The sequence below is a fragment of the Fusobacterium sp. genome, assembly GCF_032477075.1.
GTDB lineage: Bacteria > Fusobacteriota > Fusobacteriia > Fusobacteriales > Fusobacteriaceae > Fusobacterium_A.
Genome location: NZ_JAWDXO010000028.1, coordinates 1 through 17,241, shown reverse-complemented (window position 1 = coordinate 17,241; position 17,241 = coordinate 1). Strand labels below are relative to the sequence as shown.

At 28.1% G+C, this 17,241-nt stretch carries 14 protein-coding genes; 10 read left to right on the top strand and 4 right to left on the bottom strand.

Features of this window, described 5'->3' with window-relative positions; translation table 11 throughout:
- The first annotated feature begins 45 nt into the window (after nt 1-45).
- Nucleotides 46-1,068 carry a tRNA (adenosine(37)-N6)-threonylcarbamoyltransferase complex transferase subunit TsaD gene (gene tsaD / locus E6771_RS11375; protein ID WP_316091445.1) on the top strand — a complete coding sequence of 341 codons (1,023 nt, stop codon included), beginning with the start codon at nt 46-48 and terminating at the stop codon, nt 1,066-1,068.
- 62 nt (nt 1,069-1,130) lie between these two features.
- Here the strand turns inward: tsaD and E6771_RS11370 are convergent, their stop codons facing one another.
- Nucleotides 1,131-1,817, bottom strand: a complete 687-nt coding sequence (locus E6771_RS11370; protein ID WP_316091444.1) for a DUF975 family protein — start codon at nt 1,815-1,817, stop codon at nt 1,131-1,133.
- A gap of 600 nt (nt 1,818-2,417) precedes the next feature.
- Nucleotides 2,418-2,786, bottom strand: coding sequence for a glycosyltransferase family 9 protein (locus E6771_RS11365; RefSeq protein ID WP_316091443.1), 369 nt, complete (start codon nt 2,784-2,786; stop codon nt 2,418-2,420).
- Nucleotides 2,787-2,888: 102 nt separating this feature from the next.
- Between E6771_RS11365 and E6771_RS11360 the strand changes: the two genes are divergently transcribed.
- The 4 genes from E6771_RS11360 (at nt 2,889) to E6771_RS11345 (ending at nt 7,698) form a co-directional block, all read left to right on the top strand.
- Complete coding sequence (locus E6771_RS11360; protein WP_316091442.1) at nt 2,889-4,445, top strand: nitrite/sulfite reductase; 1,557 nt, start codon at nt 2,889-2,891, stop codon at nt 4,443-4,445.
- Nucleotides 4,446-4,636: 191 nt separating this feature from the next.
- Complete coding sequence (locus E6771_RS11355; RefSeq protein WP_316091441.1) at nt 4,637-6,043, top strand: glucose/sorbosone family PQQ-dependent dehydrogenase; 1,407 nt, start codon at nt 4,637-4,639, stop codon at nt 6,041-6,043.
- Between the two features lie 169 nt (nt 6,044-6,212).
- Complete coding sequence (locus E6771_RS11350) at nt 6,213-7,016, top strand: DUF4846 domain-containing protein (RefSeq protein ID WP_316091440.1); 804 nt, start codon at nt 6,213-6,215, stop codon at nt 7,014-7,016.
- A 70-nt stretch (nt 7,017-7,086) separates the two neighbouring features.
- The gene (locus E6771_RS11345; protein WP_316091439.1) at nt 7,087-7,698 is read left to right on the top strand and encodes a LysE/ArgO family amino acid transporter; all 612 of its coding nucleotides are present in this window, start codon (nt 7,087-7,089) and stop codon (nt 7,696-7,698) included.
- A 59-nt stretch (nt 7,699-7,757) separates the two neighbouring features.
- On the opposite strand, the gene E6771_RS11340 is transcribed toward E6771_RS11345, so the two are convergent.
- Complete coding sequence (locus tag E6771_RS11340) at nt 7,758-8,609, bottom strand: NAD(P)H-dependent oxidoreductase (protein WP_316091438.1); 852 nt, start codon at nt 8,607-8,609, stop codon at nt 7,758-7,760.
- A 173-nt stretch (nt 8,610-8,782) separates the two neighbouring features.
- On the bottom strand, nt 8,783-9,829 hold the full coding sequence (locus tag E6771_RS11335) for a carboxypeptidase-like regulatory domain-containing protein (RefSeq protein WP_316091437.1): 1,047 nt from the start codon (nt 9,827-9,829) through the stop codon (nt 8,783-8,785).
- Nucleotides 9,830-10,031: 202 nt separating this feature from the next.
- Between E6771_RS11335 and E6771_RS11330 the strand changes: the two genes are divergently transcribed.
- The 5 genes from E6771_RS11330 to leuS all read left to right on the top strand — a co-directional run bounded on the left by E6771_RS11330 (nt 10,032) and on the right by leuS (nt 15,920).
- A complete protein-coding gene (locus E6771_RS11330) occupies nt 10,032-10,595 on the top strand; it encodes a DUF1694 domain-containing protein (RefSeq protein ID WP_316091436.1) in 564 nt (187 codons plus the stop codon).
- Between the two features lie 4 nt (nt 10,596-10,599).
- Nucleotides 10,600-11,868 (top strand): UDP-N-acetylglucosamine 1-carboxyvinyltransferase, encoded by a 1,269-nt coding sequence (gene murA, locus E6771_RS11325; protein ID WP_316091435.1) that lies wholly within the window; start codon nt 10,600-10,602, stop codon nt 11,866-11,868.
- Between the two features lie 15 nt (nt 11,869-11,883).
- A complete protein-coding gene (rlmB, locus tag E6771_RS11320) occupies nt 11,884-12,591 on the top strand; it encodes a 23S rRNA (guanosine(2251)-2'-O)-methyltransferase RlmB (RefSeq protein ID WP_316091434.1) in 708 nt (235 codons plus the stop codon).
- Between the two features lie 26 nt (nt 12,592-12,617).
- Nucleotides 12,618-13,229: a sigma-70 family RNA polymerase sigma factor gene (locus E6771_RS11315; protein ID WP_316091433.1), complete on the top strand. Its 612-nt coding sequence runs from the start codon at nt 12,618-12,620 to the stop codon at nt 13,227-13,229.
- A gap of 81 nt (nt 13,230-13,310) precedes the next feature.
- Nucleotides 13,311-15,920: a leucine--tRNA ligase gene (gene leuS, locus E6771_RS11310; RefSeq protein ID WP_316091432.1), complete on the top strand. Its 2,610-nt coding sequence runs from the start codon at nt 13,311-13,313 to the stop codon at nt 15,918-15,920.
- Nucleotides 15,921-17,241: the final 1,321 nt, after the last annotated feature.

The following is a 17,241-nucleotide window of genomic DNA, read 5'->3' as shown; positions in this document are numbered from 1 at the left end:
GTGATATAATAATCAATAGAAGAAAGAGGAAAAAGGAGGGACTGAATGATAATTTTAGGAATAGAGAGTTCTTGTGATGAAACTTCAATAGCTATATTAAGGGATGGAAAAGAGATATTATCTAATAAAATATCTTCTCAGATAGAGATACATAAAGAATATGGAGGGGTAGTACCTGAAATAGCTTCAAGACAGCATATAAAAAATATTGCTGCTATATTAGATGAAGCATTGAAAGAGGCAAAAATAACTCTTGATGATGTTGATTATATAGCAGTAACTTATGCACCAGGATTGATAGGAGCTCTTTTAGTAGGAGTATCTTTTGCAAAGGGGCTTTCTTATGCTCATAATATACCAATAATACCAGTACACCATATAAAAGGACATATGTATGCTAACTTTTTAGAGCATGATATAGAACTTCCATGTATAGCTCTTGTTGTATCTGGAGGACATACTAATATTGTATATATGGATGAAAATCATAAGTTTACAAATATGGGAGGAACTCTTGATGATGCAGTGGGAGAAAGCTGTGATAAAGTAGCAAGAGTGCTTGGATTAGGGTATCCAGGAGGACCAATTGTAGATAAGATGTACTATCTGGGAGATAGGAATTTTCTGCAAATAACAGAGCCAAGAGTTGGAGAATATGAATTTAGTTTCTCAGGGATAAAAACTGCTGTTATCAATTTTGTAAATAAGATGAATATGAAAAATGAAGAATTTAAAAAAGAAGATCTTGCAGCTTCATTTTTAGGAAAAGTAGTGGATATTCTCTGTAAAAAAACTTTAAAAGCAGCTAAGGATAAAAATGTAAAAACTATAATACTTGCAGGAGGAGTTGCAGCAAATTCACTGTTGAGAAGTCAGCTTACTGAGCAGGGAGCAAAACTTGGAATAAAAGTACATTATCCATCAATGAAACTTTGCACAGATAATGCAGCTATGATAGCAGAGGCAGCATATTATAAATTAAAATGTGCAGATAATAAAGAGGACTGTTTTGCAGGATTGGAATTAAATGGAGTGGCAACATTAGATGTAACTAAAGATTTATATTAAAGAAGAAGTGGAAGATTTAGTAAAAGTCTTCCACTTCTTATATTAATTTAAAAAAATAAAACTTATAAATAAACTTCTCTTTCTAGTTCACTAAATAATTCTATTCTATTTTCTTTTAATTTTAAATAAAGAATAGAATAAGCAGTATCTACATATGAAGTAAACCATAAAAAGCCAATACCTAAAGTGAAGATGCATAAAATAGCCCAACCAATAAAAGATAGTGAAAAAAGAAAAATATCCCATTTGTATCCATCAGTTATTTTCATGCTCAATTTCAAGGCTTCTCTTCCTGAAATTTCAGGATACTCAATTGCAATAAATAATGCCATAGAATAACTTATACTTTTTATGATTCCAGGAATAAAGAAAAGGAGAGACCATAGAAATATAAAAATACAAAAAGCTCCACCTACCCTAAAAGCAGTAAACATATTATTAAAGCCGAAAGAATAGTGTTTAACTTCTAATTTTTCTCCTTTTGCCAGTTCGAGAAAGCATTTAAAGCTACTTAGAACATTTGCATATGCAAGAGAAATATTCATAATTATAAAAATAATTAAGAAAATTAAAATCAGTATTATACTGTCTTCTACTCTATAAAAGACCAATTCTTCAAGATAATCTAGAACTTCCAAAAGGAGTGATATTAAAAAGAAACAGATATTTATTAATACTCCAGTTCCCCAATTATTTTTTAAAGTATTCAAACTTTGATTTTTTATACTGTTTATATTAATTAGTGACATTTTTATAGTTTCCTCCCTAAGTATTTAATTTGAATAATAAGATGATTACTTATATAATATACATGAAAAAAAGAAAAAAGTGTAGATAAAAAAAGAAGATTAAAGTAATTAAAATAAATAATATGTTATCTTAATTACTTATAATCTTCTTAAAATAATACTAACTTTAAATAAAAAAGTTTTATTGTAATATTAATTTCAGAATTTTATTTCTTCTTTGATAGAACTAAATACTTCATTAAAATTAAAGTTTTTAGATACATAGTTTTAGAAATATCAATATCATATTCTTTAACTTTCAATTTTTTTTTTATATCATTTAAAATTTTAAAATTGTATTCAAAATTGATTTTTATTCTATTCTCAAGAATATTATATTTGTTATTTACAAAAATTAAGCTAAGTATACCAATTATTAATAGAATTTAGAAGTTTTTTATTTTTTCTTTCTCTTTAATTTTTACAAAGTTATTGCATATTTCTTTTATTTTGTTTAGTATATAGTCTGCTTGAATTAATAAATAAGGATCTTTATAGCTGAGAGAGTTACATTCAGGGTAAATATCTCTAGGTTCTGCTCCTTGATGTTTTTTACTTGGATTAGCCAGCTACTCTTTTTTTGCTTTTAGGACTGAAAATAGCAAAGCTTGGAATATCTAAACTCTGAGCTATATGTCTTGAACCTCCCTCATTTCCAAAAAACATATCACAATTCGAAATGAGTGCTGCCAATTCTTTTATCGATGCTGTTTCTATATTTGAGAAAACATTTTTATTTTTATTAAGTTGTTTATGAATTTCTTTGATGAAATTTTTTTCATTTAGTGAATAAAATAATTTGAAATTATATTTAGAAGATATAATTAAAGAAATATTAAACAGGAATTTAATTTTTTTATTGTATAAATTTATGTGAAAAAAATATGAAAAAGAGAATATTATTATGTATTTATAATATTTTTTTATCAATAAATAAAATATTCTTATTTTTAATTAAGAAGGAAAGATGGTATCCTAAAAAAGGCTTTGAAAAAATTGGAAAATAAATTTATAAATAAGGAGTTAAAGAAATTGACTAGACAAGATGAAATATTAAAAGCAGAAATAAATAATTTACGTGAAGCAGGGCACAGATTTATGAGTAAAGAAATATCTGTAAGCGACTTTAAAGGAATATCTGGAGGCATGGGAGTGTATGCGCAACGTGGTGGACAGAAATTTATGATAAGACTTCGTACAAATTCAGGTTTAGTATCAATGGAACATTTAGAACTTATAAAAAGTTTTACTGAGAAATATAAGATAAAAGACATTCATTTTACTACAAGGCAAGCAATTCAGCTACATCACTTGAATATAGATGATGTATGTGACATTATGGAAAAAGCTTTAGATAAAAAATTATATACTCGTGGAGGAGGAGGAAATTATCCAAGAAATGTGGCTATTTCCCCAATGTCAGGAGTAGAAAAAGGAGAAATGTTTGATGTAACAGAGTTTGCATTGAAGATAAGTGAATATTTTATGAAAAGAATAACAGAGTATAAACTTCCAAGAAAATTGAAAGTGTCTATATCATCAAGTGATAGAGATGCAGCAGGAGCAACAATCAATGATATAGGATTTATAGCAGCAGTAGAAAATGGAGAGCCATACTTTAGAATGTATTTAGCAGGAGGCTTGGGAAATAACCCTGGAATTTCAATACCTTATGAAAAAAAAATAGCTCCTAAAGAAATATTATATTATGTAGAAGCAATGGTAAATCTTTTTACAGCAGAGGGAGATTATATAAATAAATCTAAAGCAAGAACAAGATATATTCCAAGGAGAATGGGAATAGAAAACTTTTTAGAAGCATATGAAAATCATTTGATATCTGTAAAAAAAGAAAAAAACCTTGATTTGAATATAAAAATAAAACCTTCAAAAACTTTAAAAGAATATTCCCATAAACTGAAAAAAAATCTTTCATTGATACACCAAAGACAAGATAACTTGTATACTGTGATTATTCATCCACTGAATGGACAGATTTCATCTGAAGATTTTAAAAAAATAGTGAAATTTATAGAAGAAAATAATAATGCAGAAGCTAGATTAAGTATGACTGAAAGTATGTATATAAGAAACCTGGATGAAGAACAAGCAGAAAAATTATTACAACTTACAGATAAATTCAGACAAAAAACAAAAATACAGCAAAGTATGAGTTGTGTAGGTATACCAACTTGTCAGATAGGAATAGAACAAAGTCAAAGTTTAGTAAAAAATATTCTTGAATATATCAAAATCAATAATATTTCAGAAGAAAGACTTCCATTTGTATATGTTTCAGGATGTCAAAATTCATGTGGAAGACATCAGGTTGGAGATATAGGATTTGCTGGTGGAAAGAAAAAGGTAGGAGAAAAAATTGAGGATGTTTTTGATATTTATGCTGGTGGAATGGTAAGCAGAGAAAGAACTGTTTTGGGAACAAAATTTGGAATTATGCTTATGAGTAGAATACCAGAATTTATTGGAGAACTTTCAATGGAACTTGAGAAAAATCTTATAGGTTATGAAGAATATATAAGTGAAAAAAATGATAGTTTTATAGAATTAATAGGAAAATATTTAGTATAAATTTTATAAAAAGGAGAAAATTAAGTAAAATTTTTCTCCTTTTTTAATAATTAAATAAAAATTTAAGTATAAAAACATTTATTTTTAAAAATTTTTTTATCAAAAAAGAAGAATTTTAATTTAAAGGAGAATAATTATATCAATTAAGGTTATAAACAAATTTTAATTAAATTTTATAAGGGAGGTTTATCTTGAAAAAAATTATAATTTCATTTTTTACATTTGCTTTTACATTTATAGCTTCAGGGAATATAGTTTCGGCTAAACTTAAACCTGTTAAGGTGGAAGAGCCTTTTACAGGGCAGGTGTTAGTTGAGGGATTGGATAATCCATGGAATATACGTTATGGACCTGATAATATGCTTTGGGTAACAGAAAGAACTGGAAAACGTATAGTAAGAGTAAATCCTGAAACTGGGGTAAAAAAAGTAGCAGTAACTATAGATGAAGCAAGAGCAGAAGGACAACATTTTGGTGTTTTAGGAATGGCATTAGCTCCTGACTTTTTAAGAAAAGACAGTCAAAACTACGTATATGTATTCTATACATATGTTCCTAAAGAGAATAAAACAGAATTTGGTTATAAAAAACTTGTAAGATATCAATATGATACAAAATCTGAGACTTTAAAAAATCCAATAGTTATTTTAGATAAAATTCCAAGTGGAGATGACCATAATGGAGGTAGAATAACTTTTGCTCCTGATGGTAAAATATATCTGACTCTTGGTGAATTAGGGCATAATCAAGGGAAAAATGCTTTCAAAAAAAATGAGGCTCAAAGACTGCCAACAGCAAAAGAAATTCAAAGTGGAAATTATGATGCTTATGTAGGAAAAGTTTTGAGAATGAATCCAGATGGAACTATACCAGAGGACAACCCAATTCTTAATGGAGTAAAAAGTCATATATTTACTTATGGACATAGAAATCCACAAGGTATTGTAGTTGTTGGAAACAAAATTTTCTCTAGTGAACATGGACCATCTTCAGATGATGAACTAAATCTTCTTGTAAGTGGAGGAAATTATGGATGGCCATATGTAGCAGGATTTCAGGATAATCAGTCATATAAATTCATTGATTGGTCAACAGCACCTAAAGATGCAGCTGTAGATCCTAATGTACCTGATCCACGTGTAAAAGTACAATTAGAATCAGATTGGAAAGCGCCAGAAAATTATAAAGATCCAATAAAAACTTTCTATACAGTAAGAGAGGGGTACAATTATCATGATGGAGATGCTTATGGAGATATTTCTTATGTTGAATGGCCAACAGTGGCACCATCTAGTATAAATTATTATGCTAATGGACCTATGAAAGGGTGGGAAAACAGTATTTTAATGACTACTTTAAAAGCAGGAACTCTTTTTAGAATAAAATTAAATAATCAAAAAGATAATGTTCAAGGAGAGATAGCAACATTTTTCCATACACCAAATCGTTATCGTGATATAGCTGTAAGCCCTGATGGAAATACATTCTATATTCTTACTGACAGTGAAGGATCAGCAAGAGGAGTTGATTTAAAACCAACTACTAAATTACAAAATCCTGGTTCAATTCTGATGATTAAATATAATGAGAGTAAATAGAAAGATTTAGATATTATATTCCTTGATACTCTCAAAATAAAAGCAGTTTTTTATGATAATATGTAGTCATAAAAAACTGTTTTTTGTTTATTGGAAATAAAATAAATATACAAATATAAAAGAATAATATAATATATAAGAAACAGGCATTTAAAAAGGGGGAAGTGAAATGAAAAAAGTAATGATCTTTATATTTTTTACCATATTATGTACAATGCTATTTTCTGAAAATTTAATAAATAAAAATGCTAAAACTATAGAAAGTAGATTTCTTACTCCAAATGGGTATGAAAGAGAGATATATTCCCAAAATTCATTTGGTACTTATTTGAGGAATTTAAAATTAAAAGAAATGGGAGCTCCAGTATTATTATATGATGGAAGAAAAAAATTTATAGAATCTCATATTTCAGTAATAGATATGCCCATTTTACCTCAAGATTTGATTCAATGCGCTGATGCAGTAATAAAACTGAGAGCAGAATATTTATATAATAAAAAAGATTATGATAAGATATCATTTAACTTAACAAATGGAATGGAAGTTCCATTTTCAAAATTTGTAAAAGGGGAAAGAGTTAAAGTAAATGGAAATAAAACTACATGGGTAAAAGGAAATTATAAGACTGGATATGGAAGAGAAGTATTTGAAGAATATCTTAAATTTATATATACATATGCAGGGACTCTTTCATTATCAAAGGAAATGAAAAAAGCAAATATTAAGGATATAGAAATAGGAGATGTATTCATACAAGGTGGTTCACCAGGCCATGTTGTAATAGTAGTAGATATAGCTGTAAATAAAGAAACAGGCCAGAAAATAATGATATTGGCCCAAAGTTATATGCCATCTCAAGAACTTCATATTTTAAAAAGTATTTCGTTTATATCTCCATGGTATAAAATTGAAGATGCCAAATTGATAACACCAGAGTGGTTATTTGAAAAAGGAAGTTTAAAAAAATGGTAAAATAAATTTTTTAAAAATTATAATTATTAAAAGTATATAGAGTTAAAAAAGCTAATAAGGGGAAGATAAAATGAAATATTTATTGCAAGGTCTTACAATGGGACTGGCATATGTGGCTCCAATAGGATTGCAGAATTTATTTGTTATAAATACAGCTCTTACACACAAAAAAAGCAGAGCATTTCTAACTGCATTTATTGTTATATTTTTTGACATAACACTTGCATTAGCATGTTTTTTTGGAATAGGAACAATAATGGAAAAATCAAAACTTTTAGAAATGGGAATACTTTTCATAGGAAGCCTTGTTATTCTCTATATAGGAATAGGTCTTGTAAAAGCAAAGGGAATGCTAAATAATTCTACAGATGTAAATATTCCTTTAATAAAAGTAGTAACTACAGCTTGTGTAGTTACATGGTTTAATCCACAAGCCATTATTGATGGGAGTATGATGCTTGGAGCATTCAGAGCCTCTCTTCCTAAAGGAGAAGGACTAAAGTTTATATTAGGGGTAGCTTTTGCGTCTTGTATATGGTTTATAGGAATGACAATATTTATAAATTGTTTTAGCAACAGAATTACAGAAAAGATATTAAGAATAATAAATGTTGTATGTGGAATAGTTATAATATTTTATGGAATAAAATTATTTTATAATTTTATTCAAATGGTAACTTAATAAATTTGGGAAAAATTAAAGGAAGGTATAACTTTTATACCTTCCTTATATTATAGTTATTATTTCTTATCAATAAAAGTTTTTTGAAGGGAAGAATTTAAATCTTCTCTTAATTTTTCAATTTCTTTAGAATAGTTTTCAGAAAGATTTTTTGGATATCTGTCATTCATAAACCTTCCATAATTATCCATTCCCCACCAGTCAGCAAGATCATCATCAAAAACTTTATAAGCTTTCATATATGCATTCCATTTTTCGTCAGATATTCCAACACCATTTCCAATAAATCCTCTTCCACCACCAAGAAATCCACAGTTCATAATAGTGAAAAGGCTCTTTCCTTTTAATAATCCTCTTAAACCATTAGCATCTGCTGTATAAGCAAATTCCTTAGCAAAAACTCTTTCTTGGTATCCTTTAATAATAGAAGTAGCGCTATCATGCCAGTTAGGATATACAAAAATAATATAATCAGCTTGAGTTATAAGCCTCTGTTCTTCAGATACATCTTTTGAAGGTTTTCCTATTCCATCTTTTTGATAGTAAAACTCATTTAAAGTAAGAACTGGGTTCCATTTCATTTTATAGAGATCACGTATAGTTACTTCTATACCATTTTCTTCAAAAAATCTCATAGCAGTATATGCCATATCAAAAGTAACACTATTTTTTCTGGGATCTCCTACCACAAATAGAGCTTTTTTATTTTTTGACTCAGTAAAACCTTTTGGAATATATTCTTTTATTATAGCAGCAGGAACAATGGAAGCAGAAGTGACTGCATCAATGTTTTCCATATCAACTTTTTTAGATTCAGTAACTGAAGCCCCAGCTTTATCATCAGTCTTTTCTTTTGAAAATGTTGGAATAGATAAAGCAGCAATTAAAAATAATAAAGATAGTTTTCTCATAAATCCTCCCTTATACATAAAAATAACCAGCCTTTTGGGCTGGTTTTAATTACAATTCGCCCATAGTTAAGATTGGTTTAACCTAACGAGTACTTTGGACGCCGTAGAAAAATATTTCTAAAAGTTATTTGAATGGTTAAATTATAATAAAAAAATAAAAATATGTCAAACATTTAATTTTTTTCTAAAATTAAGTTTTTATCATTTATATTTTTATCAAGCCTAAATAATGAAGATTTAAATCTTTTATAATTTGGATCAGATACAGATATGAATACATCTTTATCTCCCTCTATACCATTAAATTCATAATATCCATTTTCATTAGAGAGAACAGTAGAAATTTTGTTAATATCTTCATCATGAATGGTAACAGGAATATTTATTAAAGCTTTTACACCATCTGTAACTACACCTTGCACATTAAATTTAGATTTATTTAATATGATTTCTAAATTAGTAATAGAAGATTGTCTGTCAATTTTTCTTATAAGTCCATTTTGAATAAAACCATCTTTTTTGCATATAAGAGTAACTATTCCAGCATCTACTCTTTTTCTAAATTTTCCAAATTCATCTGTTTCTATTTTAGAAGTTTCAGTACCATTTTTTACAGTGATATCAGCTTTATTTATTGGATTTCCTTTTTCATCAATTACTCTTCCTTCAATGAAACTTGAAATTTCATGAAGATTTATAATAATGTTATAAGGTTTCCCAGTTGAGTGAAACTCATAAACAAGAGCATTTTTTTTATCTAATAAATACCCAAATCTATGAGTTTTTATTCTATAGTCTCCTTTTGGAATATAAGCAGTGAATTTTCCTAAAAAATCTGTTGTAACAGAGTATCCTTTATTTCTGCTGTTAATAAAGGAAATTTCAGCTCCGCCTATATTCATATTATTAGCTTGTACAGTACCATTTACTACAACAGTATCAGCTTTTGAAAATTCTATAGAAAAATTATTTTCTTTTTTAGTATCAATACTTTTTTCAATAGGAGCATATTCTGGTGAGGTAAATAAAAAAATATATTCACCATCTTTTAATGAAAATTTAATTTCTCCATTAAAAAAATCTATACTTCTGATTTCTCTATCACCAAATTTATAATATTTTACATTGCCTTTTAATGTATTAAATTTTATAGAGATATCTCTAGAAAAAGAGCCAATTGTTAAAAAAAGCAAAAGAAAAAAAGATGTTAATTTCAGCATGTTTTCCTCCATAAGTATAATTCTATATAATTTTTTATATTAAAAATATTTTAAATTAAATAAGTGTTTTGATTAAATTTATTATAACATTTTTTTATATTATTCTAAACTTAAAGTTTTTTTCTTTTAATCGTTTTTTATTTAAAAAGTATCAGATATATGATATAATTACAAGTAAAAGTGTATTATCAAGGAGAGAAAAATGAGTGAGAGTATTATAGATAAAAAAAATAACACAAAAATTAATTTTTTAAAAACTTTGGCTGAAAAAACTTTGTATCTTGATGAATTTAAAGAAAATGTTATACTAGCTCTAACAAAACAACAGGTTATGTCTGGGATAATTTACACTGAAGTTATAAATGAGATGAAAAAAGAAGGAACTGCTTCCATAAAGATGAGAAGAGATGTTCCACTCAAAGACTTTAATCCTTATATAATGGAGGCAGAGAAAGCAGGTATTCAATACACATTGGTAGATGCTTTGGATATGAAGGGAGATATAGTCTTAGTTGTTGTTTCAAAAGAACCAATAGATAATGAAAATAGAGAAGTGCTAGTGGAGGATGAGGAGGAAAAATTCAGAAAGGCAGGACTGAGCGAAGAATACCCAAAACATTTAGGAGAAAAGTTATGCTCTAAACACTATAAGATGCTTTCTGAAAAAATGCCATCATACAAAGGTAAGTTTAAAGAACTTAATTTATTGGACAGATTATTAGGAAGAACATGCCCTATATGTAAGAAAGAAAAGGAGAGGGATTAAATCAATGGTAGAAGCATTTAAAGTAACAGGTGGCAAAGAAATCTCAGGAGTATTGGAAGTAGAAGGATCAAAAAATGCAGCTCTTCCTATAATGATTGCAACACTTATAGAAAAAGGAACATATATTTTAAGAAATGTACCGAATCTAATGGATATAAGAACACTAGTTAAACTATTAGAAAGTCTTGGATTAGAAATAGAAAAATTAGATGATCATTCATATAAAATTATAAATAAAGGGCTTACTAATTTAGTAGCAGGGTATGAGCTTGTAAAAAAAATGAGAGCTTCTTTTCTTGTAATGGGTGCAATGCTTGCACATGAAAAAAAAGCCAGAGTATCTCTTCCAGGAGGGTGTGCTATTGGAGCAAGACCTGTAGATCTTCATTTAAAAGGGTTTGAGTCTCTTGGAGTAAAACTTACAATAGATCATGGTTATGTAGATGCTGAAACTGAAGAATTAAAAGGAGGAATAATAATTCTTGATTTTCCAAGTGTAGGAGCTACAGAAAATATAATAATGGCTGCTGTAAAAGCTAAAGGAAAAACTATTCTTGAAAATGCAGCAAGGGAACCTGAAATAGAGGATCTTTGTTATTTTTTAAATGATATGGGAGCTAAAATAACTGGAATAGGAACAAGCAGATTAGAAATAGAAGGTGTTGAAAAATTATTTCCATGTGAACATACAATAATACCTGATAGAATAGTTGCAGGAACATTCATAATAGCTTCTGTAATGTTTGATGGTAAGATAGAAGTAAAGGGAGTAGTTAAAGAACACTTGGGAAGTTTTCTTATGAAGTTAGATGAAATGGGAGTGAAATTTGATATAGAAGGGGATAGACTAAGAGTGTTATCAAAACTTTCTGATTTAAAGCCTGTAAAAGTAACAACTATGCCTCATCCTGGATTTGCAACAGACCTTCAATCACCTATAATGACATTGATGTCTTTAGCAAATGGAACAAGTGAAATTAAAGAAACTATATTTGAAAATAGATTTATGCATGTTCCTGAGTTAAATAGAATGGGTGCAAAAATAGATATAAGCAATAGTTCTGCAACTATAACTGGGGTTGGGAATTTTTCTTCAGCAGAAGTAATGGCAAGTGATTTAAGAGCAGGAGCAAGTCTTATACTTGCAGCATTGAAAGCTGATGGAGTTAGTATTATAAATAGAATATATCATGTTGACAGAGGATATGAAAATCTTGATTTGAAATTAAAAAAAATCGGAGCAGATATAGAGAGGATAAAAGCAGAAATATAATAAGCTGGAGGATAAATGGAAAGAATCATAGGGGTTAATCCTGTAATAGAAGTGTTGCAGAATAAAGAAAAAAATATTGAAAAGTTAGAGATGTTTAAAGGGAATAAAGATGAAAAACTTAATAAAATAAAGAAACTTGCATCTGAAAGAAACATTAAAATATTCTATACAGATAAAAAAATAGAGAATTCTCAAGGTGTAGCTGTATATATTAGTGAATATGATTATTATGTGGAATTTGGAGAGTTTCTAGAGAAAATAGCTCCTATGGAAAAATCTATTGTCCTCATTTTAGATGAAATACAAGATCCCAGAAATTTTGGTGCTTTGATAAGAAGTGCAGAAGTTTTTGGAGTGAAGGGAATAATAATTCCAGAAAGAAATGCAGTAAGAATAAATGAAACAGTAGTAAAAACTTCCACAGGGGCAATAGAATATGTAGATATAGTAAAAGTAACAAATATATCAGAAGCTTTGCTTAAGTTAAAAAAGTTAGATTATTGGGTATATGGAGCCGAAGGAGAAGGGAGTAAAGATTATTCAAAAGAGAAATATTCAAGCAGAACAGCTCTTGTACTTGGAAGTGAAGGGAATGGAATAAGAAAGAAAGTAAAAGAAAACTGTGATGTCCTAATAAAAATACCTATGTATGGAAAGATAAACTCTTTAAATGTATCTGTTGCTGGAGGTATAATTCTTTCTGAAATAGTAAAATCATTTTAAAGAAGACATACAGGAGAGGGAAAGAAATGGCTATTGTAATAAATGAAGATGTGATAAGACAGGCTCAGCTGGGCGATCAGGAATCAATCAATATAATATTGAAAGAATATAAAAATCTTATATATCTCAATGTAAGAAATTATTTTATAATTGGAGCAGAGCAGGATGATCTTTTACAAGAAGGAACTATTGGACTTCTTAAGGCATTGAAAGCTTACCAAAAAGGAAAATCTTCATTCAAAACTTTTGCAATGATTTGCATAAGAAGACAGATTTTAACAGCAGTAAAAGCATCGAATACACAAAAAAATACAGCTCTTAATCTTGCATCTGGGAATTATATAGAGTGTGATGGAGGAAAAGAAATAGAATATAATAAAGGACTTCAGTCTTATGTAAATTATGATCCAGAAGAAATATTTCTTACTAAGGAAAAACTGAATAATTTTAAGTCCTTTGTAAATGAAAATTTTAGTTCTTTTGAAAAAGAAGTTTTTGATTATATGATAAAAGGTTATTCATATAGAGAAATAGCAGATGAAATGAATAAAAGTCTGAAAACAATAGATAATAGTTTTCAGAGAATAAAAAGAAAAAGTGAACTTTGGATAAATAGTTATCAAGAAAAACATGGGTAATTAAATTTTTTATTGTTATAGAGATTTAAATATGATATATTGAATTGGAATATATAAAAGTAAATGGCAGAGGTGAGATTTTTGAGAGAGTATGATTTTAAAGAAGTAGAAGCTAAGTGGCAAAAAAAATGGGCAGATGGAAATATTTTCAGGACTGAAAACTATGTTTCTGGAAAAGAGAACTATTATGTGCTCGAGATGCTCCCTTATCCTTCTGGAAAACTTCATGTGGGACATGCCAGAAACTACACTATTGGAGATGTTATATCTAGATATAAAAGAATGAAGGGATACAATGTTCTTCATCCTATGGGATGGGACTCTTTTGGGTTGCCAGCAGAGAATGCAGCGATTCAAAATGGAGCACATCCAGCAGTATGGACTAAGTCTAATATTGAAAATATGAAAAGACAGTTGAAAATGCTTGGATTTTCATATGATTGGGAAAGGGAAATTGCTTCATACACACCTGAATATTATAGATGGAATCAATGGATATTTAAGAGATTATATGAAAAAGGATTGATTTATAAAAAGAAATCACTTGTAAACTGGTGTCCAGACTGTAATACAGTCTTAGCTAATGAACAAGTTGAAGATGGAAAATGTTGGAGACACAGTAACACATCTGTTATTCAAAAAGAATTGGAACAATGGTTCTTTAAAATAACAGATTATGCTGATGAATTATTAGAAGGACATAAAGAAATAAAAGATGGATGGCCTGAAAAGGTTCTTACAATGCAGAAAAACTGGATTGGAAAATCTTATGGAACGGAAATTGTATTTACTGTTGAAGAAACAGGAGAAAAGCTTCCAATGTTTACAACTAGAATAGATACAATATATGGAGTATCTTATTGTGTAGTAGCACCTGAACATCCCGTAGTTTCTGAAGTACTTAAAGCAAATCCAGAAATAAAAACAGCAGTACAGGAAATGAAAAATACAGATTTAATAGAAAGATCAGCAGAGGGAAGAGAAAAAAGAGGGATATTCACAGGTTGGCATGTAATAAATCCTGTAACAAAAGAAAAAGTACAATTATGGGTAGCTGACTATGTTCTTATGAATTATGGAACAGGAGCAGTTATGGCAGTTCCTTCACATGATGAAAGAGACTTTGCTTTTGCTAAAAAATATAATCTTCCTTTAAAGGTAGTAATAAATCCTGTAGATAAAGAAACTAAAAAAGAAATAATTTTAGAAGCTGATAAAATGACAGAAGCATTTACAGAAATGGGAGTGCTTACTAATTCAGGAAAGTTCAATGGAATTTCTTCAAAAAAAGCACTTGTTGATATAGCTGTATTTGTGGAAGAAAATGGGTATGGAACAAGAACAGTAAAATATAGATTAAAGGATTGGGGAGTATCTAGACAAAGATACTGGGGAACACCTATTCCAGCTTTATATTGCGAAAAATGTGGAACCGTTATGGAAAAAGATGAAAATCTTCCAGTAAAACTTCCTGAAGATATTTCATTTTCTGGAACAGGAAATCCACTTGAAACTTCAGAAAGTTTTAAACATGCAGTATGCCCAATATGTGGTGGACCTGCAAGAAGAGATACTGATACAATGGATACATTTGTAGATTCATCTTGGTATTTCTTGAGATACTGTGATCCTAAAAATACAAATTTACCTTTTGCTAAGGATATTGTAGATAAGTGGGTTCCTGTAGATCAATATATAGGAGGAATAGAACATGCTGTAATGCATTTGCTTTATGCAAGATTTTTTCATAAAGTATTGAGAGATATGGGATTACTTTCTTCTAATGAACCTTTTAAAAGACTCTTAACACAAGGAATGGTATTGAGTGCTTCTTACTATTCAAATAATGAGAATAGATTTCTTTATGCAGAAGAAGTTGAAGTAAAAGGGGAAAAGGCATATTCTAAAGCAACTGGAGAAGAGCTTATCAGCAAAATAGAAAAAATGTCTAAATCAAAAAATAATGGAATAGATCCTGAAGAAATGGTGGAGAAATATGGGGCAGATACTACTAGATTATTTATAATGTTTGCTTCACCACCTGAAAAAGAACTTGAATGGAATGAGAATGGTCTGGCAGGAGCATATAGATTTCTTGCTAAGATCTGGAGAATGGTAATGGAACATAAAGAAAATATGGAGTTTGGGGAAATAAATCTTAATGCTGTAAGCAAAGAAGATAAAGCTCTTATTATTAAGTTAAATCAAACTATAAAAAAAGTAACTGAATCTATAGAAAATGATTATCATTTCAATACTTCTATAGCAGCTACTATGGAACTTATAAATGAAACTCAAGATTTTAAGGTAAATGTAATAGAAACAGGAAAAATAACTTCTGAATCTAGAAAAATATTTGGTGAGGTAGTAAAAAATATAATTTTAATGCTTTCACCATTTACACCTCATTTTTGTGATGATTTATGGGAAGAAATGGGAAACAAAAGTTACCTTTTTAATGAAGCATGGCCTACTTTCAAAGAAGAACTTACAATATCTTCAAATGTAGTCATAGCTGTACAGGTAAATGGAAAAGTAAGGGGAACTGTAGAAGTAGAAAGAGGAACTTCTAAAGAAATAGTTGAAAAACTAGCTTTAGAAATAGAAAATGTTAAAAAACATATGGAAGGAAAAATTTTAGTAAAAGTTATTGTTGTTCCAGAAAAAATAGTTAATATAGTAGTAAAATAATTTTAAGAAACTGGTTTAAGAGTAAAAAGTTTTAAAGACTTGATTACTTTTGAACCAGTTTTATATTTTATCAAGGGTTAGAGAATGGAAAGATCAGAATTTATAATTCAAGTGAAAAAATAATTTTGAAATATAAAAAAATAAAATTTTTTTCAGTTTTTACTATTGACAAAATAAATTTTATGAGGTAATAATATATCAAGAAAAGATACATGAGTCTAGACAATAAATTGTATCTAAAGGAGGCGAGACCCATGAAATAAGTAGTTAAGAAAAAAGAACTTAAATCAAGTTAAGAACTTTTTTCAGATGATGTAATAAATATTCAAAGAAATATATAATATTCTATTTGAAAATTATAATAAATATTTTTATCAAAAAAAATATTTATTAAAAATCACTATCCTTAAATATAGTTGAAAAGTTATTTCAGTATTTTTTATAGAAATTGATTTTTATTTCTTGTTTGTGAATAGGATAAATATTGCAATTATTTTATAGAAATAAAAAGAAATTTTATAAAACTAAAAAACTTTAAGTTGAATTATAAAATTAAATATTAATTAAGCTTTTCAAAGATTTAGAAGAGAATACAGAAACATATATTATATTTAACCTTATATTTGGTAAAAATATATAGAGAATAATAACAGCTTATAGAGAAATATAATTTATATAGTTTAAGAGATTCTAATCTAAAGGATAAAATTATAGATAAATATAAGTATTATTAAAGGACAATATTTAGTTAAATCAAATTATTTAAATAAAGTCAAAGATTTAATAATAAAAATTATCTAAGAAAATAAATTAATTTATAAATTTTGTAATAATCATAAGAAATTTTTAACATTTGGAAGAACTGATGTACTTTTAAGAAATGTGTAAATAATTTCTTTAAGAATCAATAAATTATAAGAAGTTAAGGGTATGTGAAATAAAATTAATGTTATAGATTGCTATAGCTATAAGTAGTAAAGAGGAGGAATTTTTGAACATAGAGGAGATAAAATAGGGGGCTGTTTGATAAGTTATGAATATCAGACAGCCCTTTTTAACTTAGAAAAAAATATTTTGAATTCTTGAGTTTTAATAAAATGATGGAGTTTTTATAAAAAATAAAAAATATTTTAAAAAACTTGTTGACGAGAAGTATTAATTGTGATATTATAATCAATGTGCCGCAGGAAAGCGGTGCAGAGCACAAAACAAATCAAGCAATGAAAATAAGGACATTAACAACAGAATAGAGAGAGAAGAAAAAATCAACAAACAATAAATAGGTGTAAATAATCAGTTAAAAAAACTGAGTAAATAGATT